The organism is Pseudoalteromonas piscicida (assembly GCF_002208135.1).
In the GTDB taxonomy this organism is placed as follows: domain Bacteria; phylum Pseudomonadota; class Gammaproteobacteria; order Enterobacterales; family Alteromonadaceae; genus Pseudoalteromonas; species Pseudoalteromonas piscicida_A.
On sequence record NZ_CP021646.1, the window covers coordinates 355,001 to 376,584 of the forward strand.

Here is a 21,584-nt window from a genome sequence, read left to right on the forward strand (position 1 = left end):
AGAGGAGTGAAAAACTCCTCCGCCGGAAGACCAAGGGTTCCTATCCCATGTTAATCAGGGTAGGGTGAGTCGACCCCTAAGGCGAGGCTGAAGAGCGTAGTCGATGGGAAACGGGTTAATATTCCCGTACTCGGTATGAATGCGATGGGGGGACGGAGCAGGCTAGGCAAGCATGGCGTTGGTTGTCCATGTGAAAGGCTGTAGGCTGGTGACTTAGGAAAATCCGGGTTGCTAAGGCTGAGAGTCGAGACGAGCCACTAAGGTGGTGAAGTTGTTGATGCCCTACTTCCAGGAAAAGCCTCTAAGCTTCAGTTTATACTGAATCGTACCCTAAACCGACACAGGTGGTCAGGTAGAGAATACTAAGGCGCTTGAGAGAACTCGGGTGAAGGAACTAGGCAAAATTGTACCGTAACTTCGGGAGAAGGTACGCTCTTGTTTGTGAAAGACTTGCTCTGTAAGCAAACGAGAGCCGCAGTGACCAGGTGGCTGGGACTGTTTATTAAAAACACAGCACTGTGCAAAATCGTAAGATGACGTATACGGTGTGACACCTGCCCGGTGCCGGAAGGTTAATTGATGGGGTTAGCTTAGGCGAAGCTCTTGATCGAAGCCCCGGTAAACGGCGGCCGTAACTATAACGGTCCTAAGGTAGCGAAATTCCTTGTCGGGTAAGTTCCGACCTGCACGAATGGTGTAACCATGGCCACGCTGTCTCCACCCGAGACTCAGTGAAATTGAAATCGCAGTGAAGATGCTGTGTACCCGCGGCTAGACGGAAAGACCCCGTGAACCTTTACTACAGCTTGGCACTGAACATTGACCCTACATGTGTAGGATAGGTGGGAGGCTTTGAAGCGCAGACGCTAGTTTGTGTGGAGCCGACCTTGAAATACCACCCTTGTAGTGTTGATGTTCTAACTTAGGCCCCTGAATCGGGGTTGAGGACAGTGCCTGGTGGGTAGTTTGACTGGGGCGGTCTCCTCCCAAAGAGTAACGGAGGAGCACGAAGGTTTGCTAAGTACGGTCGGACATCGTACGGTTAGTGTAATGGTAGAAGCAAGCTTAACTGCGAGACAGACACGTCGAGCAGGTACGAAAGTAGGTCATAGTGATCCGGTGGTTCTGAATGGAAGGGCCATCGCTCAACGGATAAAAGGTACTCCGGGGATAACAGGCTGATACCGCCCAAGAGTTCATATCGACGGCGGTGTTTGGCACCTCGATGTCGGCTCATCACATCCTGGGGCTGAAGTCGGTCCCAAGGGTATGGCTGTTCGCCATTTAAAGTGGTACGCGAGCTGGGTTTAGAACGTCGTGAGACAGTTCGGTCCCTATCTGCCGTGGGCGTTTGAGAATTGAGAGGGGCTGCTCCTAGTACGAGAGGACCGGAGTGGACGAACCGCTGGTGTTCGGGTTGTGATGCCAATTGCATTGCCCGGTAGCTACGTTCGGAATCGATAACCGCTGAAAGCATCTAAGCGGGAAGCGAGCCTCGAGATGAGTTCTCACTTTGACTTAGAGTCAACTGAAGGGCCGTTGAAGACTACAACGTTGATAGGCGAGATGTGGAAGTGCTGTGAGGCATTAAGCTAACTCGTACTAATTACCCGTGAGGCTTAACCATACAACGCCAAAGTGGTTTATAAGCGACAGAAGTTAATAGACTAAAGTAGACAAAAGAATTTAATAAGCTTTTTCCGGATTTAAGAATTAAACAAGGTGACCAACCTCAGGGTATCGCGAAATCGGTTCACCTTGCGCAAATGGAATGCTCGTGCGAGGCACGATGTCATTAGACATTTGCCCCCAGTTTTCCTGGTGACTATAGCGTTTTGGAACCACCTGACCCCATGCCGAACTCAGAAGTGAAACAAAACAGCGTCGATGATAGTGTGGATTACCCATGTGAAAGTAGAACATCGCCAGGGCCAAATAAGAGAAACCCGTTGCAGAGATGCGACGGGTTTTTTGCTGTTTGGGGTATAGAAAACCTCGCAAGCCAATCAACACATCGCGAGGTAAACTCGCTCCTACCACAGCATCAGCACAGTGCAACATGGTAGGAGATGTATGGACTCCTCTCCCTTAACGGGAGAGTACGGTATAAAGATATTGCAAAACACTTTTATGATGCCGCGGGCGAAAACTTAGCTCCAATTGCGCGAAAACTGCGAATAATACCAATCCATCTTAACTTTTTCCCACCTCTATCCAGTCACGTTGACACATTTTAACCACTCGTTTTGTACATGATACAAAGTCATTCCAAGCCTCACTACAACTCTCAACAATATCTTCATAACCTTTGAAACAACGATTCGCTAAATGATGCTGACGCAGCCAACTCCATACTTGCTCTATTGGGTTCAGCTCTGGTGAATAATACCAATTATACCAATCCATCTTAAGTTTTTCCCACTAGAAGCCGCACTCTCTAGAGCACATATCGATCACAACATGTTGAGTATCGCTAATAAAGTCGTTCCAAGTGCGAGTACATGTGTTCAGAATATCTTCGTTAGCTATCAACAAATACACTTAAAATATGGCGAATAAAGAAACATTTGCGATTTTTTTTGAGCTGTATATACTTACAGTAAATAAACTACTGTATGGAACACCAGTTAATGCGTCCTCTAACGAAACGACAAGAACAAATCTTTGAATTAATAAAAGTATTCATAAAAGATACTGGCATGCCTCCAACTCGCGCTGAAATAGCTGATGCTTTGGGTTTTAAGAGTGCAAACGCAGCAGAAGAGCATCTAAAAGCGCTTGCGAAAAAGGGAGTTATTGAAATGGTTCCAGGAGCAAGCCGAGGCATCAGACTTGTAGAGGATGAATCTGAGCAACTTGGCTTACCTATTATCGGCCGTGTTGCAGCTGGCGAACCCATACTGGCGGAACAACATGTAGAAAGTCACTGTAATGTGGATGCGAGCTTTTTTAAGCCTAATGCAGATTACCTTTTGAGGGTTAATGGTATGAGTATGAAGGACATTGGCATTATGGATGGGGATCTACTAGCGGTTCACAGAACCCAAGTGGCGGAAAATGGGCAAGTGATAGTTGCTCGTGTTGAAGAGGATGTGACTGTCAAGCGCCTTGAAAAGAAAGGAAAGAAAGTTTTTCTGCATGCTGAGAACGAAGAGTTTAAAGCGATTGAAGTGGATCTTGAGCATCAAAATTTCTCCATTGAAGGGCTAGCCGTAGGTGTGATTAGAAGCGCTGACTGGATGTAGTTTATGAAAGCAAGCGTAGCGTTAAATATAAAGTTGCGCTTGCTTAAACTATATTTTGTTTAGAAAGGAATAATTAACTTTTCTAACTGTGTGAAAGTAAGGTGATTATAGTGACTTTATTCATCTAGCAATATTTTTAGCTTTCTGATCTTTATATACTATTTTTCACCATTCTTCGTTTTACTCCCGATAATCCCCAGTTTTGCTTCTAAAGTTAGTCTTCTCAAAAATCTTGCATTTTGGTTGTTTTTTGACTAATTGGTTAATAGTCGTGCAGTAAGTCTATGTACAAATAGACAATATGACAGTCATCCAATAATAACAAAAGACAACCACGAGTTGTCTTGAAGGAGACGTCAAATGAAAATTTGTCGATTAGTTGTAGCATTCATCGCAGTGCTAATCGCCATGCCCTCACTTGCTAACAGCGCTTACAATATGAGGCAAGGTGTTACAGACATTAGTCATCAAGTGTATGAGCTTCACATGACCATATTTCTAATATGTTGTGTCATAGGAGTGATTGTATTTGGGATTATGTTTTGGGCGCTTATAAAACACAGAAAGTCAAAAGGCGTTGTTGCAGCGCAATTTCATGAAAGTACCAAAGTGGAAATACTTTGGACTGCAATTCCCTTCCTGATACTCATTGGTATGGCAATACCAGCCACAAAAACGCTTATTGCAATGGAAGACACGAGTAAAGCTGATCTGACCATTAAGGTCACAGGCTCTCAGTGGAAATGGCACTATGAGTATATGGGGCATGATGTTGAGTTCTACTCTTTGCTCTCTACTCCGAAAGATGAAATTAGTGATCTTAAAGAAAAAAATGAAAATTACCTACTTGAAGTTGATAAGCATTTAGTTATTCCCACCGATAGGAAAGTTCGCTTTTTGATGACCTCAGATGATGTCATCCATTCTTGGTGGGTGCCCGATTTTGCGGTGAAGAAGGACGCCAATCCAGGCTTTATAAATGAGGCATGGACTAAAGTAAATGATGAAGGAATATACAGGGGACAATGTGCCGAATTATGCGGCAAAGATCATGGCTTTATGCCAGTTGTCGTTGAGGCTGTAAGCCCTGATAAATTCGATAGGTGGCTCAGTGACGCGAAAGCCGAAAAAGCAAAAGCGGAAGCTGAGTCACAAGCTGTAGCCCAACAAACTCTTTCGAAAGAAGAGTTGATGGAGGTCGGCGAACAAACTTACATGGCTTACTGTGCAGCTTGCCATCAACCCACGGGGCTTGGGCTACCAGGTGTCTTCCCTGCAATGAAAGGGAGTAAAGTTGTTACTGGAGATATAAAAGATCATATAGATATTTTGCTTTTAGGTCGACCTGGTACTGCTATGCAATCCTTCGCAAAGCAATTAACAATCAAGCAGATCGCTGGGGTTATTACCTATAAAAGAAATAGCTGGGGTAATGACACGGGCGATGTTATTCAGCCAAGCCAAATACAGCGTGAGATAGATGCATTAGAGGAGGGTAAGTAATGAGTGCCATTGTAGAAGAACATTCACACCATACAGCTCCAAAAGGCTTAAAGCGCTGGCTGTTTACTACCAATCATAAAGACATTGGAACACTGTATTTATTGTTCTCACTAACCATGTTTTTAATTGGCGGTGCTATGGCTATGGTGATCCGAGCCGAGCTTTTCCAACCTGGGTTACAGCTTGTAGATCCGCATTTTTTTAATCAAATGACGACAGTCCATGGACTAATAATGGTATTTGGCGCAGTAATGCCCGCATTTACTGGTCTTGCCAACTGGATGATCCCAATGATGATTGGTGCTCCTGATATGGCGCTACCGAGAATGAATAACTGGAGTTTTTGGATACTACCCTTTGCATTTGCAATTTTACTGATGTCATTGTTTTTGGAAGGTGGTGGGCCCGCTTTCGGTTGGACTTTTTATGCGCCACTATCTACAACGTACAGCAATGATAACACTGCATTTTTTGTTTTTGCGGTCCACATAATGGGCATTAGCTCTATTATGGGTGCTATCAATGTTATCGTGACTATCGTCAATCTTAGAGCTCCAGGTATGACATGGATGAAGTTGCCTTTGTTTGTTTGGACTTGGTTGATAACTGCATTTCTTCTTATTGCTGTTATGCCCGTACTCGCTGGCGCTGTGACTATGGTATTGACCGATAAATTCTTTGGAACGAGCTTTTTTGATGCAGCAGGTGGTGGTGATCCAGTTATGTTCCAGCATATATTCTGGTTCTTTGGTCACCCTGAAGTGTATATCATGATATTACCTGCCTTCGGCATAATCTCTACGATAGTACCGACGTTTTCAAGAAAGAAATTGTTTGGCTACGCATCGATGGTTTATGCAACCGCATCAATTGCACTGCTGTCGTTCGTCGTTTGGGCTCACCATATGTTTACAACGGGTATGCCTTTAGCTGGTGAGTTGTTTTTTATGTATGCAACTATGCTCATTTCAGTGCCTACTGGCGTTAAGGTCTTTAATTGGGTGGCTACAATGTGGCGAGGTGCCATTAGCTTTGAAGTACCCATGCTTTTTGCCATTGCCTTTATCGTACTTTTCACCATAGGTGGATTTTCGGGTTTGATGTTAGCGATTACACCTGCGGATTTCCAATATCACGACACTTACTTTGTTGTCGCGCATTTCCATTATGTGTTAGTTACGGGGGCCGTGTTCTCAATAATGGCTGCCGCATATTATTGGTTACCAAAGTGGACGGGGCACATGTTTGATATCAAATTGGCTAAATTTCACTTTTGGCTCTCCTTGGTTAGTGTGAACGTGTTGTTTTTCCCAATGCACTTTGTTGGTCTTGCTGGCATGCCAAGGCGGATCCCTGATTATGCGCTACAGTTCGCTGATTTCAACGCGATCATTAGTATCGGAGGGTTTGCTTTCGGTCTTTCTCAACTGTTGTTTGTTGCAGTGGTTTATAAATGTATAAAAGGTGGAGAGCAGGCTCCTGGAAAAGTGTGGGATGGGGCTGAGGGATTAGAGTGGCAAATACCATCTCCAGCTCCTTACCATACCTTTTCAACACCACCGGAGATTAAGTGATGCAACATGGACGCCTGCTTAAGAAGCTTATCTTGTTGACGCTAGGCATGTTTGCTTTTGCCTTTGCATTGGTTCCTCTATACGACGTCTTTTGTGATGTAACAGGCCTTAATGGTAAGCCGTCTATGGAAGTCGCGAAGCAGAGCGAGTCAGTTGCACAAAGTCGACAAGTGGAGGTGAGCTTTACAACGCATAGTCAAAGTCAGGCGCCATTTAAGGTAGATGCAGTCGACCATTCGGTTAGTGTCCAACCCGGAAAGCTAACCGATGTAAAATTTATTGCAAAAAACTTGAGTGATAGTGAGCGTGTGCTACAAGCGATCCCTTCGGTGTCCCCTGGAAAAGCTGCAAAGTATTTACACAAAATGGCCTGCTTCTGTTTTGATCAGCAGCCAATGAAAGGCAAAGAAGAAGTGGAGTTTGTCTTGAGGTTCTATGTAGATACTGAGCTCCCAAGTGATGTTGAAGAACTCACGCTTTCATATACGTTGTTTGATATTACAGAGCGAGTTAGTAAACAAGACAGTGATGGACTGAATATGCTAGCCGCTCGAGAGGAGTTCAAATATGAACCATGAACAAGAAAAATATTACGTGCCAGAGCAAAGTCCATGGCCAATCGTCGGGGCTTTTGCACTTTTCTTTATCGCTGTTGGCGCAGGCTTAACGATTATTCAACTTAAATCAACCAGTAATAGTGGAGTAATGCTACTGCTCGTGGGTATTACAGTGCTGATATATATGGTTTTTGGTTGGTTCAGGAATGTTATTCAAGAATCTCAAACCGGATTATATTCTGCCCAAATGGATCGCTCGTTTAAACAGGGAATGGGGTGGTTTATCTTTTCCGAGGTTATGTTTTTTGCCGCTTTCTTTGGAGCGCTTTTCTATGCACGAATGATTGCTGTGCCATGGTTAGGTGGTGCAAGTAATAATGCCAGTACCAATGAGGTTTTATGGCCTCAATTTGAAGCTGTATGGCCACTGCTCACAACGCCGGATGGAACTGTGACTCAAGCTATGGGTTGGCAGGGACTTCCGCTTATCAATACGATTATTCTATTAGCATCATCAGTAACCCTTAGCTTTGCCCATGTTGCGTTGGAGAAAGAGCAAAGGGCGAAAGTAAAGGCATTCTTGGGATTGACGGTACTACTTGGTGTTGCATTTTTAACGTTACAAGTGGAAGAGTATATTCACGCCTATCAAGATCTTGGATTAACTCTTCAGTCGGGGGTTTACGGTAATACATTCTTTCTACTGACAGGGTTTCATGGCTTTCATGTCACACTTGGTGCAATCATTCTTTTTGTTATATGGATCAGGGTATTAAAGGGTCATTTTAGCGCTAAGAACCACTTTGCTTTTCAGGCAGGGGCCTGGTATTGGCATTTTGTTGATGTTGTTTGGCTGTGTCTGTTTGTATTTGTTTATGTATTGTAACGACGGGTGAAGAGTGAAGCTTTATAAAGCCAAATTGAGCGGCAAGGCAGATTAGAAGTACAACAGCTATTGAAGCATACACTCTTTTTTGCAGTAGCTTAGCCATTGATTCTTGTTGCTCTGATTTGAGCATGACTAGCATAGCCCTAAATAGATTTAAAAAAACGAGTAGTAGTAATACAACAATAATAATTTTAATCATAAGGGGTGTCCGGTGGATTTAGGTGCACTTTTTAAGGGTAGATCAAAAACCCCCATATTGGCAGCGTTAATCGTTGTACTCTTATGTGGCTCGCTTTCTTATTGGCAGTGGCAAAGAGCACAACAAAAACATGTGCTGCAGCAAAAAATTGAGAATAAAAAAGCGCAAAACGTTACTAATGAACAGCAAGTAACGGCCCAGCCTCTCACTCAATATGTTAATGCTGAGGTGTCGATAACAGGGAGCTTTGTAGACGGGGCGGTTTGGTATTTAGATAATCAAGTTGTAAAAGGCCGAGTCGGTTTTGATGTAATTGGTATTCTTAAAATTGCCGAAACTGACGAATATCTGGCTGTTAATTTGGGCTTTGTACCACAGCAAGCTAGTCGTGTGCCTACCGCTTTCTCACCTCCTGCAGCCATTGTTTCCCTACCTGTTTATATCAAATCTAGTGCAAATAAGCGATTTACCCTGGCAAAGTCTGCTGCAGACGAGGTGACAAGACAACCAGTGATCCAGTACATTGATATTAATTACTTATCTGCAGAATTAAATAAACCTCTTTTACCTTTAATCGCTTACATGACTCAAAACAAACTTGCTGGGACAGACCCTCATTATCAGCCTGTAGTAATGTCACCGCAGAAACATGAGGCCTATGCGGTACAGTGGTTGCTTATAGCCTTCGCTGCGATGGTTATTGGCTGGAAGCTTTCAAAAAAGGAAAATAAAAATGTCTAAAAGTGCGATGTGGTTTATAGGACTATTCATATTACCCTTGCTGTTGGCGTTTGTCGCTCTGAAAGTTGGCTGGATACCTCATGGCACGACTAATCACGGTGAATTTTTAAGTCAGGAGGTTCGCCAGTCAGAGCTAGTTTTAGATACCGAGTGGAGTATTGTTTATCAGCGACCGAAGCAGTGCAATACGCAATGTTCTTTGCTACTAGATAGCTTGCCCAATTTGTATTTAGCACTTGGGAAAAACCAGCAGAAAGTGTCGCTTGTGGTGTTACAGGAGCAAAATGAGAAAGACATTGAGCACGCAACTTCTTTGCCGATATATGTCAACCATTTAGACGATAACTATCTTTATTTGGTTGATAAATCTGGGTTGTTTGTACTTAAGTATGCACCAGCAGCGAACTTAGCAGAAATGCGACGTGTGCAAAAAGGGTTACTGAGTGATCTGAAGAAACTATTGAACTACTCTCGCTCAAGTTAGGAGGTAAATATGTCTAAGGTAAGAATAAGGATCGCAATGTTTGCCTGTTTCGTTGCGATAATTGTAGTAACACTTGGCGCCTTTACACGTTTAAGTGATGCGGGTCTTGGGTGCCCAGATTGGCCGGGGTGTTATGGCTTTTTGACGGTACCAAATGAAACCCATGAGATCTCTGCTGCAAAGGATAGTTTTCCACATTTAGAAGTGGAAGCGGAAAAGGCCTGGATTGAGATGATCCATCGTTATTTTGCCAGCTTTCTTGGATTACTTATTTTAGTACTCGCGTGTGTGAAACTGTTCAGCAAGACAAAATTGGACGGCCCTAATCGTCACTATTACTTACTGCTAATGCTTGTGCTATTTCAGGGAGCGCTCGGGATGTGGACAGTGACGATGAATCTACAGCCAGTCATCGTGATGGGACATTTACTGGGGGATTTAGTATTCTTGCTTTGCTGGTGTTATTGGTTTTAAGACTTAAATACAACACTATCGCTGCCAGCGTAACAAGGCTTATTAGCCGCTTATGTTATGTGGCCCTTGGTGTGTTGATTATACAAATAGCGCTTGGCGGATGGCTCGCCGCCAATTATGCTGCCCCACACTGTACTGGGTTGCCACTATGTGACAATCTTCAGCTTTTCTCTTGGCAGAGTTTATTTGCTCTTCCAGAGGCTTCAGCGACTTATGAGTTTGGAGTATTACCATTCGAATCCAGAGTATCCATTCACTTTATTCATCGGGTATGGGCAGTTATTACTGTTTTAATGCTACTTGCAGCATGTTGGCCACTACTTAAAGCTGGTCAAAACCAAGTACTCCGACACTCTGCTCTGGTCGTATTAGCTTTGGTTTCTGTACAAGTTTTTGTGGGGGCTGCAATAGTACACTTCCAATTTCCTCTGTTGTTAACACTATTCCACAACTTTATGGCAGCCATGGTGTTATTAGCAATGGTGAGATTGTGCTTCTTTATTAGCTTGGCGCAAAAAATAGGGGTAAGAAATGTATCAATTAACTAATTTATCAGAGCTCCAAAAAGCAACTACGCTATTCAAGGCCTACTTTGGCATATGTAAGTTCAAAGTAGTATGCATGTTGGTAATTACGGCTTGGGTTGGCATGATGTTAGCGCCGCAAAGTGATAAAACACTATTGGCACAATTTATGAGTTTGATGGGCATTGGGTTGCTTTCAAGTAGTGCAGCGGCTGTAAATCATATCGTGGATCGAGAAATAGATAAAAAGATGGCGCGAACACGGAATCGCCCGCTAGCGACAGACTCTGTTTCTGTATCATCAGCCCTAATTTTTGCAACGGGCCTAGCAATTTCCGGTTATGCTTTTTTAACTATTTTCGCCAATCAATTATGTGCGCTACTTACACTAGCTGCGCTGTTCGGTTATGCAGTGGTTTATACGTTATTGTTAAAGCGCGCAACACCCCAAAACATAGTCATAGGAGGATTAGCAGGAGCGATGCCTCCTCTGTTAGGTTGGGTCAGCGAGACAGGTCAACTTGGTGCTGAGCCTTGGTTGTTAGTAATGATCATCTTTGCTTGGACGCCCCCTCACTTCTGGGCATTGGCTATTGCTCGTAAACGAGATTACGAAAAAGCTGAGGTTCCTATGTTACCAGTAACGCATGGAAACGAATTTACAAAACTCTGCGTGCTATTTTATACCATCATTTTGACTTTAGTCTGTTTGCTACCTTACTTGGTGGGAATGTCTGGTTGGATCTACTTGCTTGTCTCAGGCATGGCAAATGTCGCTTTTATCTACAAAGCCACAAAGCTTATGAAAACAAATAGTTTAGAGTATGCTATGAGGGTATTTTATTTCTCTATCTGGCATCTTTTGATAGTGTTCATTGCACTCTTTGTGGATAAAGCATTTATATGAAAAAATTACTCGTAATTGTCTCTATGTTAATTTTGTTTGGTTGTGGACCTGCGCCAGATGTATCAGAAAAAGTGGTTTGGTACCCTAAGCCTAAGGACGTTAAAACATTTGAATTAAAGGATCAATACGGTGAGGTAGTCACAAACGAAGACTTTACCGATAAATGGAATTTACTATTTTTGGGTTACACGAGTTGCCCCGATGTTTGTCCCATGACGCTATTGAAATTAACCCATGTATATCAATCCATAAAAAACAAAGGTGACCTGCAAGTATGGTTTGTTTCGGTTGATCCTAACCGGGATACTGAAGAGAAGCGTTTGGCCTACATCAAGCACTTTGATCCTTCTTTTAAAGCGGTTTCTGCTGAGCACGCTGCTCTATTTCCTTTTGTGAGAGATCTCGGTTTAATCTACGCGATAAATCAGGAACAGACAGAAGAGTATTATGTTGATCATAGTGCATCTGTAGCATTAATTAACCCAAAAGGTCAGCTTGAGGCTATTTTCAAACCTACACATACAGCTGGAGCTGTCCCTACAATCGATGAAAAACTACTTCTCGCCGACCTAGAAAAGATCATCAATTAGTCTTATATCGACACTGGTTGATCCCAGTGTCGCTGCACTATCTTACCTCTAACGCTTTAATTATTTGCGGATTTTTAATCAATCTTTGTGGCATTTTTACCATCACGGTCTAAGCTAATTTTATTACTAATTTTTACAAGGATAGTCTTCAGCTCATGTTGAAACTTCCACCTGAAATGGCGATTAACCACGTGGAAAGCCTGTATCATCAGATTTTCCAAGACTCTATGGAAACGTCAGACATCACGATTGATGTTAGTGAAGTGCAAAGGGCCGACACTGCATCTATACAACTGCTATGCGCCGTACAAAAGCACCTACTTTCGTTAGAGCATAAAATTGTATGGCATGGTGAAAGCGACGCTCTAGCGCAGGCGGTCAATGAGTTGGGATTAACCCATTATTTATTCCATAGTATTGAAAATTAAGAGGTGAATATGAAAAAGATTTTAGCTGTGGATGATTCGGCGTCAATGCGCCAAATGGTTGGCTTTACTTTGAAAAAAGCAGGTTTTGATGTCACAGAAGCGAAAGATGGCAGTGAAGCGCTATCTATCGCCAAACAACAAGGGTTCGATGCCGTAATCTCTGATGTAAACATGCCTGTAATGGATGGGATCACGCTTATTAAAGAGCTGCGCAGTTTACCCAACTATAAGTTTACCCCTTTACTAATGCTGACAACTGAGTCCGGGTTAGATAAAAAAACTGAAGGTAAAGCGGCGGGAGCAACAGGTTGGATAGTTAAGCCATTCAACCCAGAACAACTACTAGCGGTATTGAAAAAAGTCATAAGATAGAGACAGAGAGGCGTCGATATGAGTATTGATTTGAGCCAATTTTTTGATGTCTTTTTTGAAGAGAGCTTTGAAGGGCTAGACATAATGGAAGCTGAGTTGCTGAATTTGCAGCCAGGCCATGAAGACTCAGAAACGATCAATACTATATTTCGCGCAGCACACAGCATAAAAGGTGGCAGTGGAACATTTGGCTTTACTTCTGTCGCTAACTTCACGCATGTATTGGAAACCTTACTCGATCAGATCAGGGATGGGCGTCGGCAGTTGACCGCTGAACATGTCAACCTATTGCTTCAATCAGTTGACTGTTTAAGAGCCCTACTAACGGCATTACAAGCTGAAGAAGAGCCAGATCTTTCCAATGCGAATGAATTGAAAGTTAAATTCGAGGAGATTTTAGGTGGTAAAGAGAGTGTGAGCTCAGACACTGTCGATAGCGCACCTCACGGGCAAGAATCTCAAACTTATCAAATTGACTTCAAACCACTCCCACATTTATTTAAAACCGGTAACGAGCCACTTTATATGCTGAGTGAGCTGTCAGAATTGGGGGATTTAGAAACTCATGCGTTTTGTGATGCAATACCAGAAATAGATGACTTCAATCCAGAGGATTGCTACCTAAGCTGGCGTTTATACCTAACAACCAGTCATCCTGAATCGGCAGTTAAGGAAGTATTCGAGTGGGTTGAGGATGATGCCGAAATTTCTATTACTTTATGTGGTGGCTTGTTTGAAGGTGGGGTGAGTGTTTCTGCAATATCAGAACCAGAGTGTGAGAGCGAAGAAGCTTCAAACAACGAAATTCAAAATATTGATGTTCCTAAAACGCCTGTAGCTGCAAAGGCAAAAGCCAAGTCTGAGACTAGTAAGAAACCGGCTGAATCGACTTCGATTCGGGTTGGGATTGACAAAGTGGATTCGCTTATCAATATGGTAGGGGAGTTGGTTATTACCCAAGCTATGTTGACTCAATTGGGCGAACAAGAACCGACAGAGAATACGCTTGCTGCAATGCAAGAAGGGCTCGCTCAATTAGCCCACAATACGCGTGATTTACAAGAAAATGTAATGCGTATCAGGATGCTACCTATTAGTTTCGTCTTCAGCCGCTTTCCCCGTTTAGTAAGAGATACGTCACAGAAGTTGAATAAGCAGGTAGAATTAAAATTGCTGGGAGAGCAAACAGAATTAGATAAAACCGTGATGGAAAAAATTTCCGATCCTATGGTTCATTTAGTCAGAAACTCTCTGGATCACGGCTTAGAAACACCGGAAGACAGAATAAAAGCAGGCAAAGACCCCGTTGGCACGGTGACACTAAATGCCTTCCACCAAGGTGGGAATATTGTGATTGAAATCATGGATGATGGCAGGGGCTTGAATACCGAAAAAATAAAAAGTAAAGCAATTGCCAACGGCCTAATTCAAGCAAACGATGAGCTGACTATTGAAGAGATTAATGAGCTTATTTTTAGACCCGGATTTTCAACAGCTGATGAGGTGAGTGATATCTCCGGTCGTGGTGTGGGTATGGATGTTGTTCGAAGAAATATTCAAGCATTAAACGGCAGCGTTGAAGTGACTTCAGCAAAAGGGATTGGCTCAACTTTTACAATTAGATTGCCTTTAACGCTTGCCATTCTTGATGGCCAATTGGTTAAAGTTGCTAAGCATACCTACATTATTCCACTTATTTCTATTGTTGAGTCCCTACAAATAGATATTAAGAAAGTGAGCAAAGTAGGTAATGGCCTAGAGGTGCTTAGGTTGCGGGATGAATACATACCAATTCTAAGGCTATATCAACTCTTTAACCATGATGGTGCAATAGAAGAATTAGATAAAACGCTGTTAGTCGTCGTTGAGAGTGACAATCATAAAGTTGGGTTGCTGGTGGATGATTTATTGGCTCAACAGCAAGTCGTTATTAAAAGTCTCGAAGCGAACTATCAGAAAGTGAATGGGATTTCAGGTGCGACAATTTTAGGTGATGGCAGGGTTTCTTTAATTGTTGATATTAGTGGCCTTATCAAACTAAGTGGCTTAAAGCGTCCAGGAACCCAAGAGTTATTGGTAGAACAAGCGCTAGATGAGGTGGTGTCGTGATCACTGAAAAAGCTTCGATTAACGAACAAGTCATGCTTGCTGACAGAGATGGTGATACACAATTTCTCACCTTTATGATGGCGGGCGAAGAGTACGGCATGGATATTTTAGCCGTACAGGAAATCAGAGGGTGGGAAGAAGTTACGGCTATTCCAAATTCACCTAAGTATGTGAACGGTGCAATTAATTTACGTGGCACGATAGTGCCAATCATAGATTTAAGGGTTCGATTTGGCTTACCACAGATCGAATATGGAGCCCTAACAGTGGTTATTGTTGTTTCTGTTGTAATAAAGGAGGCAACAAAAATTATGGGGCTAGTTGTTGATGCTGTGTCTGATGTATACAGCATCAATGAAGAAACAGCGAAGGATGTGCCAGATTTTCAAGACTCGGAAAATAGTCAATTTGTACAAGGACTTGTCAATGTTGGTGAAAAAATGGTCGTACTTTTAAATTTGAAGAAGATATTAGATCTTGAAGTAAAGCAGAATGAGCAATTGGTTGTCGGGGGATAACATGAGCGATCAAGCATTAGCAAGTCAACTCAATAATAGAGTTCTGATTGCGGGTGCCATAATATTTGTGGGCTTGGCAATTAGTGTTCAAATGTTAAATATTAACATGTCTACACAAGCCTATGTGGCGATGGTAATAGCTGCTGTCAGTATAGTGCTGGCAATTTTACTATTTAAACAAAGTGTAAACATACTGCTTTCAAAGTTGCAGGATGTAGAGGAAATCGTTCCCGCGATAGAGAATAAGGATGCAAGCTTGCTTAATGCAAGTAATGCGTCACGTCAATCATCTTTGTACAAAGCAGTTGCTAATTTATTAAACGGTGACGCAGTAGATAGTCAAGATCATAGCCATAGTTTGTTGCTAGCTTTAAAGGTCTGTCAGGCCAACATTATGCTGGCAGATGCTTCACTCAATATTGTGTATTTGAATGATTCTGTGACAAGTATGCTGCGTAAAAATCAGGCTAAACTACAGCAAGAATTATCTGGCTTTAACGTTGATAGCTTGATTGGTGCAAATATTGACACATTTCATAAGAACCCTAGTCATCAGAGAGGCATCCTAGCTAATTTGACCCGTCCATATGTCACACAAATCAAAGTGGCGGGGTTGACCTTTGATCTTATCGCCACGCCCGTTTTCGATGATGAAGGCAAAAGGATCGCGACTCTAGTTGAGTGGAAGGACCTTACTAGAGAGTTAGCGCTAGAGAAAAAGCAGGCGGATTTGGCAAGCCACAATGCTCGTATATCGAGTGCACTGGACGTTTGTCAGGCAAACGTAATGCTAGCGGACGAAAGGTTGAATATTATTTATGTTAATGATTCGGTTGTGCGCATGTTGAGAGACAATCAAGCGCAGCTTAGAAAATCATTACCAAACTTTGATGTAGATACGCTTGTTGGGCAATGCATTGATGTATTTCATGCAAATCCGAGTCATCAAAGAAACCTGCTTGAAAAACTGAGTGACGTATATCGTACAGATATTAAAGTTGCGGGCTTTACATTTGGTTTAATTGCGACTCCAGTATTTAATGATGAGAAAAAGCGAATAGGTACTGTAGTTGAGTGGGAAGATAAGACAGAACGTTTGGTTCGTGAAGAGAAAGAGAAAGCTGCTGCCGCGGAAAACTTGCGCGTTCGCAGAGCGTTAGACAACGTATCAACGAATACGATGATCGCAAATGAACAGTTCGAGATTGTTTACTTAAATCGCGCGGTGAAAAGCATGATGAGAAACGCCGAAAGCGATTTAAGACGTGACTTACCTAATTTTGATAGCAACCATCTGATGGGCGCGAATATTGATGTATTTCACCGTAACCCAAGTCATCAACGTACTATGCTTTCTCGACTCGAAACTGAGTATAAAACGGAAATTACTGTTGGTGGAAGAACCTTTGGCCTAGTCGCCAATCCGATATTTGATGGCAACAATGAACGCGTAGGCACCGTTGTGGAGTGGGAAGATAGAACTAAAGAAATCACGATTGAGAAAGAGGTGAATGGCCTAGTTCAGTCGGCTAACGCTGGTAACCTTAGTGTTCGTTTATCAGAAGATGGGAAAGATGGCTTCTATTTAAGACTAACCAAAGGATTAAACAGTTTAGTGTCGACTGTTGATGAAACAGTTACAGACATGGGAGACATGTTAGACGCATTGGCGACCGGCAATTTGACTAGACGTATTGAAGGTGATTATCGCGGGGCTTATGAAAAGCTGAAAAAAGACGCAAATACTACTGCTGAGAAGCTGACCGAAGTGCTTGGCAGGATCCGTACTTCTGCAAACTTGGTTGCCAGTGGTGCTGATGAAATCTCTCAGGGTAACGCGGATTTGAGTCAGCGAACCGAAGAGCAAGCATCCTCACTAGAAGAAACCGCTTCTAGCATGGAAGAAATGACGAGCACAGTTAGACAAAATGCAGATAACGCAAAAGTAGCTAATGAGTTGGCTGAAGAGACTTGTGACAAGGCGACCAAAGGCGGTGAAGTAGTAACGCGCGCAGTTGAAAGCATGTCTGAAATTAATGACTCAAGTAAGAAAATTGCGGACATTATAGGTGTTATTGATGAAATAGCTTTCCAGACAAACCTATTGGCACTAAACGCAGCCGTTGAAGCTGCTAGAGCTGGAGAGCAGGGGCGGGGCTTTGCCGTGGTAGCTGGTGAAGTACGCAATCTAGCTCAGCGTTCGGCAGCAGCAGCGAAGGAGATTAAAGACCTGATCAGAGACAGTGTAAGTAAAGTCGAAGATGGTACGTTACTAGTTAATGAGTCTGGCGAAACACTGAAAGAAATAGTTGAGTCTGTTAAGCGGGTAACGAACATGATTTCCGACATAGCTGAGGCTTCGATTGAGCAGAGTTCTGGTATTGAACAGGTCAATAAAGCAGTATCGCAAATGGATGAAATGACGCAGCAAAATGCTGCCTTAGTTGAAGAAGCATCGGCCGCTGGGGAATCGATGGCTGAGCAAGCAAATGACATGAGACGATTATTAAACTTCTTCACATTAGATGAAGCTTCGCACCGTAGCATAGAAATATCTGAGTCTTCAAAGAGCTATGAGGCGCCTGAAAAGCGATTACCTAAACGAACAATGAACTCCAATAAGCCCCTGCAGCAAAACACGAGAAGTAATCAGTTTTCAGATGACTCGGAAGAGTGGGAAGAGTTTTAGGGTCTGGTTATAGCTCAATTCCGTAGTGAGGATTGGCTGAAGGAGTACGACGATGCGAGAGTTTCTGTTGACCGATAAGGATTTTGCCGAAATTTCGGCTCGGGTTTATAACACATGCGGCATAGTACTGGGGCCGCATAAAAGGGAGATGGTTTACTCTAGGTTGGCAAGGCGCATCAGAGCAAACGGGCTAAAATCGTTTGAGGCGTACTTATCTTTTTTAGAAGAAAATCAAGATGTTGAGTTTAGTCATTTCATTAACGCAATTACGACTAACTTAACCTCTTTTTTTCGGGAAAATCATCACTTCGAGTTTTTAATAAAAAGAATAGTCCCTGAAGTTATTACCAGGCATAAACACGATAGAAGAGTTAGGATCTGGTCTGCTGGTTGCTCTACAGGTGAAGAGCCCTATAGTATTGCTATGACCATTGCTAATGCTTTTCCTAGTGGCTGGGATGTCAAAGTGCTGGCAACAGATCTAGATTCCAACGTATTGAGTAAGGCGAGTCTCGGAGAATATACGGCAAATAACGTCACGGGTTTAGATGAAGACAAGCTGAAAAGGTGGTTCCTTAGGAGTGCTGACGGAGCAATGTACAAAGTGAAGCCTAAATTGCAGTCTTTCATCCACTTTAAAAGGCTGAATCTGCTAGAGCCATGGCCAATGAAAGGGCCCTTTGATGTTATATTTTGTCGTAATGTGTTGATTTATTTTGATAAAGAAACAAAAGATAAATTGTTTGAGCAATATTATGACATGTTAGTTCCCAATGGATACTTACTTATTGGGCATTCCGAAACGATGGGAAAAGAGCATCTAGAATTTAAAAATCTAGGTAAAACCATTTATCAAAAAGGCCAATTGAATGAGAGAGTTTAGACCTGTTCTCAGAGGCTTCGAGCATGTAAAGCGCTTTTGGGATTCAGGGCGTGCCAAAGTCGTTGCAAAAGTACTTCCAGGGGAGTTTTATGTTTCTAAGCAGGACGAACTGATTTCGACTGTACTCGGTTCCTGTATAGCCGCTTGCGTATACGATGAGAAATTAGGGATAGGTGGTATGAATCACTTTATGTTACCGGGAGCTAAGGCGTTGAGAGAGGTGCATGCGGATGATCTAAACTGCCGTTATGGTAACTGGGCGATGGAGTACCTGATAAATGAAGTACTCAAAAATGGGGCGTCTAGAAGCAATTTAAAAATTAAACTGTTTGGCGGCGGAAAAATCATTAGCTCTATGACTGATATCGGAGAAGGTAACATTCGGTTTGCCCAAGCCTATGTGGAGGAGGAAAGTTTAAATTTAGTTGCACAGGATGTAGGTGGTCCTTGGCCAAGAAAAGTTATCTTCCATCCTCAAAGTGGTAAAGCGCAAGTGAAAAAGTTACAAACCATGCACAATAACACAATTGAACAACGTGAAGTACGTTACTTACATGACATTGAGGCTCAAGACAATAAAACGGATATTGAGCTATTTTAGGTGTGAAATATGATCAAAGTTCTGATTGTTGACGACTCGCCATTAATTCGTGGGTTGTTAAAAGAAATATTAGGTCAGGCGGATGGTATTAAAGTCGTTGGCACCGCAGAAGATCCTTATGAGGCCAGAGAACTCATTAAATCAACTTCACCTGACGTATTAACGTTAGATATAGAAATGCCAAAAATGAATGGCATTAATTTTCTTAAAAATTTAATGCGTTTAAGGCCTATGCCCGTTGTGATGATCTCAACGTTAACTCAAGAGGGATCGCCCGCCACGATAGAAGCATTGGAGTTGGGTGCGGTTGATTTTATTTCTAAACCCACCAGTAATGTTGCTGACACCTTAATGTCTTATTCTGATTTACTGGTTAAAAAGATTCGGGTAGCGGCCGGCGCTAGAGTGAGGGCTTTTAAAGCACCAAAGCAGGAAACAGAATTAGAAATTGGCCGTAATTATACATTTTCGCGTAATACTATTTTAGCGATAGGAGCCTCAACGGGAGGAACTGAAGCGATCAGAGAAGTGCTTATGCGGTTACCAACACACGCGCCTCCTGTTGTTATCACTCAGCATATACCACCAGTTTTCAGCACCTCATTCGCACAAAGAATGGATCGCACCTGTGCGGTGTCAGTAAAAGAAGCGGAAAACGGCGATGTTTTATTACCAGGTCATGTATTTATAGCACCTGGAGACAAGCATCTAAAGGTAGCACACACAGCGACCGGATATGTATGCCGATTAGATGATACTGAGCCTGTTAACCGTCACAAACCTTCAGTTGAAGTGCTATTTAACTCCCTTGTACCAATGGGCAAGCATGTTTGTGCCGCTATGCTCACGGGAATGGGAAGTGATGGAGCAAAAGCGATGCTAGCTTTAAAAGTCGCTGGTGCCAAGACATTTGCTCAAGATGAGCTTAGCTGTGTGGTATGGGGAATGCCTAGAGCTGCGCACGAGCTAGGTGCTGTGCAAAGCCTAGTACCTTTGAGTAAAGTCACTGAAACTATGCTGAGCGCGGTTAAAAAGTAAGGGTGAAACAAAACTGTATTAAGACACTATCTAATCTAAGAAAGTATGCCAGCTCTGAAATGTGCTCAATAATTAACAGCCAATGACAAGCAGTTAGCTGCACTTTCACCATAGTATCAACGCAGTACTACACCGCAAAGTAGAAACGTCGAATAACGGAGGTAGGGTAAGAGCGAGTTAATTTGCTCCTACCCAAAGCCAGTTATTGTTCAATAACCCAAGGTTGTGAAAACCAGTAGTAGCGGCCTGCGTCTTTGATTGAAGGTGCGGTACAGTTATATCGTGACCGTCCTATGGGTAGAGCTTTCGGTGTTTGAATACGTACGCTGGTTTCTGATAGCCAATTCAGATCAGCTTGTCCAACACCTGAAACGTAGCATGCAAATTGACTTCTATGAAAATCTTTATTGTTAAAGTGCAATGTGATTACAGGTGTTTTATTGTTCGTGACGCTATCAATGTAATCTAATTTTTGTAGAGAAAACGCTTTGGTCTCGAGCTTAGTTTTTAATGTTTCTAAGTTGCTGTAATTCCCAGATGCGGGAAATCGAGCGATACGTGTAAAATCTGAAGAAACACCAACCGCCCCTGAGTGTTGTCCAATACCAATAAGTCCAAGTTCAGCTACCAGTTTTTGTAACTCATGATTAAACTCACCATAAGGGTATGCGAGATACGGGTAATCGTGTCCAATTTCTTCTTTAATACGTTGCTGTGACCATGTGATATCGTGCTCAACACGCGCACGCCACTGCGCCGCTGTTTCATTTTTTAGTTTGAGATGGAGGTAATCGTGCTTAGCACTATGATTTGCGATAATTGCCCCGCGTTTTGTTAATGCCCTAAGTTCATCCCACGTCATGACGTAGCTTTTCTTCTCATCAATAAGTTGAGGATTGACGAAAATAGTATAGGGAAAGCCAAAAGATTCCAGGATCGGGGCCGCCGCAGTGATATTGTTTTCATAGCCATCATCAAAGGTGATAGCTAACGTTTTTGCTGGTAGAGACTTACCTGCTTTCAGGCTATCTAGCAACTGTGGTAAAGGTATCACCGAAAAACCATGTTCTTTAATGTGGTTAAGATGAGATTTAAAGGTTGCTTCACTCACGCTCGTGACAGCTGGGAGTTTCTCACTCACGTGATGATACTGTAAGATAACCGCACTCCAACTATTTGCTGAGAATAGGGCCAAACCAAAAATAATATGTTGTATCAATTTCTTAAATGCCATAAAGCGCAACATCTGAGCCTCTTAC

Annotated in this window: 19 protein-coding genes, 2 rRNA genes and 2 pseudogenes (1 of these 23 cut by a window edge); 20 read left to right on the forward strand and 3 right to left on the reverse strand. The window is 42.7% G+C overall.

Features of this window, described 5'->3' with window-relative positions:
* Together B1L02_RS01650 and rrf are read left to right on the forward strand one after the other, a co-directional pair.
* A 23S ribosomal RNA gene (locus B1L02_RS01650) occupies nucleotides 1-1,627 on the forward strand (it extends 1,257 nt beyond the left edge of the window).
* Between the two features lie 190 nt (nucleotides 1,628-1,817).
* A 5S ribosomal RNA gene (gene rrf, locus B1L02_RS01655) occupies nucleotides 1,818-1,931 on the forward strand.
* A 262-nt stretch (nucleotides 1,932-2,193) separates the two neighbouring features.
* Here rrf and B1L02_RS01660 read toward each other — a convergent pair.
* Nucleotides 2,194-2,385 (reverse strand): annotated as a pseudogene (locus tag B1L02_RS01660) (transposase); the annotation flags it as partial.
* A 245-nt stretch (nucleotides 2,386-2,630) separates the two neighbouring features.
* On the opposite strand from B1L02_RS01660, the gene lexA reads away from it, so the two are divergent.
* The 5 genes from lexA (at nucleotide 2,631) to B1L02_RS01685 (ending at nucleotide 7,765) form a co-directional block, all read left to right on the forward strand.
* Complete coding sequence (gene lexA / locus B1L02_RS01665; RefSeq protein WP_088529673.1) at nucleotides 2,631-3,245, forward strand: transcriptional repressor LexA; 615 nt, start codon at nucleotides 2,631-2,633, stop codon at nucleotides 3,243-3,245.
* Between the two features lie 360 nt (nucleotides 3,246-3,605).
* The gene (gene coxB / locus B1L02_RS01670; protein ID WP_088529674.1) at nucleotides 3,606-4,748 is read left to right on the forward strand and encodes a cytochrome c oxidase subunit II; all 1,143 of its coding nucleotides are present in this window, start codon (nucleotides 3,606-3,608) and stop codon (nucleotides 4,746-4,748) included.
* Nucleotides 4,748-6,322, forward strand: a complete 1,575-nt coding sequence (gene ctaD / locus B1L02_RS01675) for a cytochrome c oxidase subunit I (RefSeq protein ID WP_088529675.1) — start codon at nucleotides 4,748-4,750, stop codon at nucleotides 6,320-6,322. Before coxB ends, ctaD begins: the two co-directional genes overlap by 1 nt.
* Nucleotides 6,322-6,900 carry a cytochrome c oxidase assembly protein gene (locus B1L02_RS01680; protein ID WP_088529676.1) on the forward strand — a complete coding sequence of 193 codons (579 nt, stop codon included), beginning with the start codon at nucleotides 6,322-6,324 and terminating at the stop codon, nucleotides 6,898-6,900. The genes ctaD and B1L02_RS01680 overlap by 1 nt, the downstream gene beginning before the upstream one ends.
* Nucleotides 6,890-7,765 carry a cytochrome c oxidase subunit 3 gene (locus B1L02_RS01685; RefSeq protein ID WP_088529677.1) on the forward strand — a complete coding sequence of 292 codons (876 nt, stop codon included), beginning with the start codon at nucleotides 6,890-6,892 and terminating at the stop codon, nucleotides 7,763-7,765. The genes B1L02_RS01680 and B1L02_RS01685 overlap by 11 nt, the downstream gene beginning before the upstream one ends.
* On the opposite strand, the gene B1L02_RS01690 is transcribed toward B1L02_RS01685, so the two are convergent.
* Nucleotides 7,671-7,967: a DUF2909 family protein gene (locus B1L02_RS01690; RefSeq protein ID WP_088529678.1), complete on the reverse strand. Its 297-nt coding sequence runs from the start codon at nucleotides 7,965-7,967 to the stop codon at nucleotides 7,671-7,673. The two genes, B1L02_RS01685 and B1L02_RS01690, sit on opposite strands and share 95 nt — an antisense overlap.
* 12 nt (nucleotides 7,968-7,979) lie before the next feature.
* Between B1L02_RS01690 and B1L02_RS01695 the strand changes: the two genes are divergently transcribed.
* The 13 genes and pseudogenes from B1L02_RS01695 (at nucleotide 7,980) to B1L02_RS01755 (ending at nucleotide 20,325) form a co-directional block, all read left to right on the forward strand.
* Nucleotides 7,980-8,708 carry an SURF1 family protein gene (locus B1L02_RS01695; RefSeq protein WP_088529679.1) on the forward strand — a complete coding sequence of 243 codons (729 nt, stop codon included), beginning with the start codon at nucleotides 7,980-7,982 and terminating at the stop codon, nucleotides 8,706-8,708.
* Complete coding sequence (locus B1L02_RS01700) at nucleotides 8,701-9,192, forward strand: transmembrane cytochrome oxidase associated protein (RefSeq protein ID WP_088529680.1); 492 nt, start codon at nucleotides 8,701-8,703, stop codon at nucleotides 9,190-9,192. The genes B1L02_RS01695 and B1L02_RS01700 overlap by 8 nt, the downstream gene beginning before the upstream one ends.
* 9 nt (nucleotides 9,193-9,201) lie before the next feature.
* Nucleotides 9,202-10,214: pseudogene (locus B1L02_RS01705) on the forward strand (COX15/CtaA family protein).
* Nucleotides 10,198-11,097 (forward strand): heme o synthase, encoded by a 900-nt coding sequence (gene cyoE, locus B1L02_RS01710; protein ID WP_088529681.1) that lies wholly within the window; start codon nucleotides 10,198-10,200, stop codon nucleotides 11,095-11,097. Before B1L02_RS01705 ends, cyoE begins: the two are co-directional and overlap by 17 nt.
* The gene (locus B1L02_RS01715) at nucleotides 11,094-11,687 is read left to right on the forward strand and encodes an SCO family protein (RefSeq protein WP_088529682.1); all 594 of its coding nucleotides are present in this window, start codon (nucleotides 11,094-11,096) and stop codon (nucleotides 11,685-11,687) included. Before cyoE ends, B1L02_RS01715 begins: the two co-directional genes overlap by 4 nt.
* Nucleotides 11,688-11,842: 155 nt before the next feature.
* Nucleotides 11,843-12,115, forward strand: a complete 273-nt coding sequence (locus tag B1L02_RS01720; RefSeq protein WP_088529683.1) for an STAS domain-containing protein — start codon at nucleotides 11,843-11,845, stop codon at nucleotides 12,113-12,115.
* 9 nt (nucleotides 12,116-12,124) lie between these two features.
* A complete protein-coding gene (locus B1L02_RS01725) occupies nucleotides 12,125-12,487 on the forward strand; it encodes a response regulator (protein ID WP_010378447.1) in 363 nt (120 codons plus the stop codon).
* 18 nt (nucleotides 12,488-12,505) lie between these two features.
* Nucleotides 12,506-14,596, forward strand: coding sequence for a chemotaxis protein CheA (locus B1L02_RS01730; protein ID WP_088529684.1), 2,091 nt, complete (start codon nucleotides 12,506-12,508; stop codon nucleotides 14,594-14,596).
* On the forward strand, nucleotides 14,593-15,114 hold the full coding sequence (locus B1L02_RS01735) for a chemotaxis protein CheW (RefSeq protein ID WP_088529685.1): 522 nt from the start codon (nucleotides 14,593-14,595) through the stop codon (nucleotides 15,112-15,114). Before B1L02_RS01730 ends, B1L02_RS01735 begins: the two co-directional genes overlap by 4 nt.
* 1 nt (nucleotide 15,115) lies before the next feature.
* The gene (locus B1L02_RS01740) at nucleotides 15,116-17,803 is read left to right on the forward strand and encodes a methyl-accepting chemotaxis protein (protein ID WP_088529686.1); all 2,688 of its coding nucleotides are present in this window, start codon (nucleotides 15,116-15,118) and stop codon (nucleotides 17,801-17,803) included.
* Between the two features lie 52 nt (nucleotides 17,804-17,855).
* Entirely contained in the window at nucleotides 17,856-18,686 is an 831-nt protein-coding gene (locus tag B1L02_RS01745) for a CheR family methyltransferase (RefSeq protein ID WP_088529687.1), read from the forward strand.
* The gene (cheD, locus tag B1L02_RS01750; RefSeq protein ID WP_088529688.1) at nucleotides 18,673-19,287 is read left to right on the forward strand and encodes a chemoreceptor glutamine deamidase CheD; all 615 of its coding nucleotides are present in this window, start codon (nucleotides 18,673-18,675) and stop codon (nucleotides 19,285-19,287) included. The genes B1L02_RS01745 and cheD overlap by 14 nt, the downstream gene beginning before the upstream one ends.
* 9 nt (nucleotides 19,288-19,296) lie before the next feature.
* Nucleotides 19,297-20,325 carry a protein-glutamate methylesterase/protein-glutamine glutaminase gene (locus B1L02_RS01755; RefSeq protein WP_088529689.1) on the forward strand — a complete coding sequence of 343 codons (1,029 nt, stop codon included), beginning with the start codon at nucleotides 19,297-19,299 and terminating at the stop codon, nucleotides 20,323-20,325.
* A 202-nt stretch (nucleotides 20,326-20,527) separates the two neighbouring features.
* On the opposite strand, the gene B1L02_RS01760 is transcribed toward B1L02_RS01755, so the two are convergent.
* Complete coding sequence (locus tag B1L02_RS01760) at nucleotides 20,528-21,571, reverse strand: polysaccharide deacetylase family protein (protein WP_088529690.1); 1,044 nt, start codon at nucleotides 21,569-21,571, stop codon at nucleotides 20,528-20,530.
* Between the last annotated feature and the right edge of the window lie 13 nt (nucleotides 21,572-21,584).

Coding starts and splice junctions, on each gene's coding strand:
- lexA (WP_088529673.1), top strand. CDS start 2,631: ATGCGTCCTCTAACGAAACGACAAGAACAAATCTTTGAATTAATAAAA.
- coxB (WP_088529674.1), top strand. CDS start 3,606: ATGAAAATTTGTCGATTAGTTGTAGCATTCATCGCAGTGCTAATCGCC.
- ctaD (WP_088529675.1), top strand. CDS start 4,748: ATGAGTGCCATTGTAGAAGAACATTCACACCATACAGCTCCAAAAGGC.
- B1L02_RS01680 (WP_088529676.1), top strand. CDS start 6,322: ATGCAACATGGACGCCTGCTTAAGAAGCTTATCTTGTTGACGCTAGGC.
- B1L02_RS01685 (WP_088529677.1), top strand. CDS start 6,890: ATGAACCATGAACAAGAAAAATATTACGTGCCAGAGCAAAGTCCATGG.
- B1L02_RS01690 (WP_088529678.1), bottom strand. CDS start 7,967: ATGATTAAAATTATTATTGTTGTATTACTACTACTCGTTTTTTTAAAT.
- B1L02_RS01700 (WP_088529680.1), top strand. CDS start 8,701: ATGTCTAAAAGTGCGATGTGGTTTATAGGACTATTCATATTACCCTTG.
- cyoE (WP_088529681.1), top strand. CDS start 10,198: ATGTATCAATTAACTAATTTATCAGAGCTCCAAAAAGCAACTACGCTA.
- B1L02_RS01715 (WP_088529682.1), top strand. CDS start 11,094: ATGAAAAAATTACTCGTAATTGTCTCTATGTTAATTTTGTTTGGTTGT.
- B1L02_RS01720 (WP_088529683.1), top strand. CDS start 11,843: ATGTTGAAACTTCCACCTGAAATGGCGATTAACCACGTGGAAAGCCTG.
- B1L02_RS01725 (WP_010378447.1), top strand. CDS start 12,125: ATGAAAAAGATTTTAGCTGTGGATGATTCGGCGTCAATGCGCCAAATG.
- B1L02_RS01730 (WP_088529684.1), top strand. CDS start 12,506: ATGAGTATTGATTTGAGCCAATTTTTTGATGTCTTTTTTGAAGAGAGC.
- B1L02_RS01740 (WP_088529686.1), top strand. CDS start 15,116: ATGAGCGATCAAGCATTAGCAAGTCAACTCAATAATAGAGTTCTGATT.
- B1L02_RS01745 (WP_088529687.1), top strand. CDS start 17,856: ATGCGAGAGTTTCTGTTGACCGATAAGGATTTTGCCGAAATTTCGGCT.
- cheD (WP_088529688.1), top strand. CDS start 18,673: ATGAGAGAGTTTAGACCTGTTCTCAGAGGCTTCGAGCATGTAAAGCGC.
- B1L02_RS01755 (WP_088529689.1), top strand. CDS start 19,297: ATGATCAAAGTTCTGATTGTTGACGACTCGCCATTAATTCGTGGGTTG.
- B1L02_RS01760 (WP_088529690.1), bottom strand. CDS start 21,571: ATGTTGCGCTTTATGGCATTTAAGAAATTGATACAACATATTATTTTT.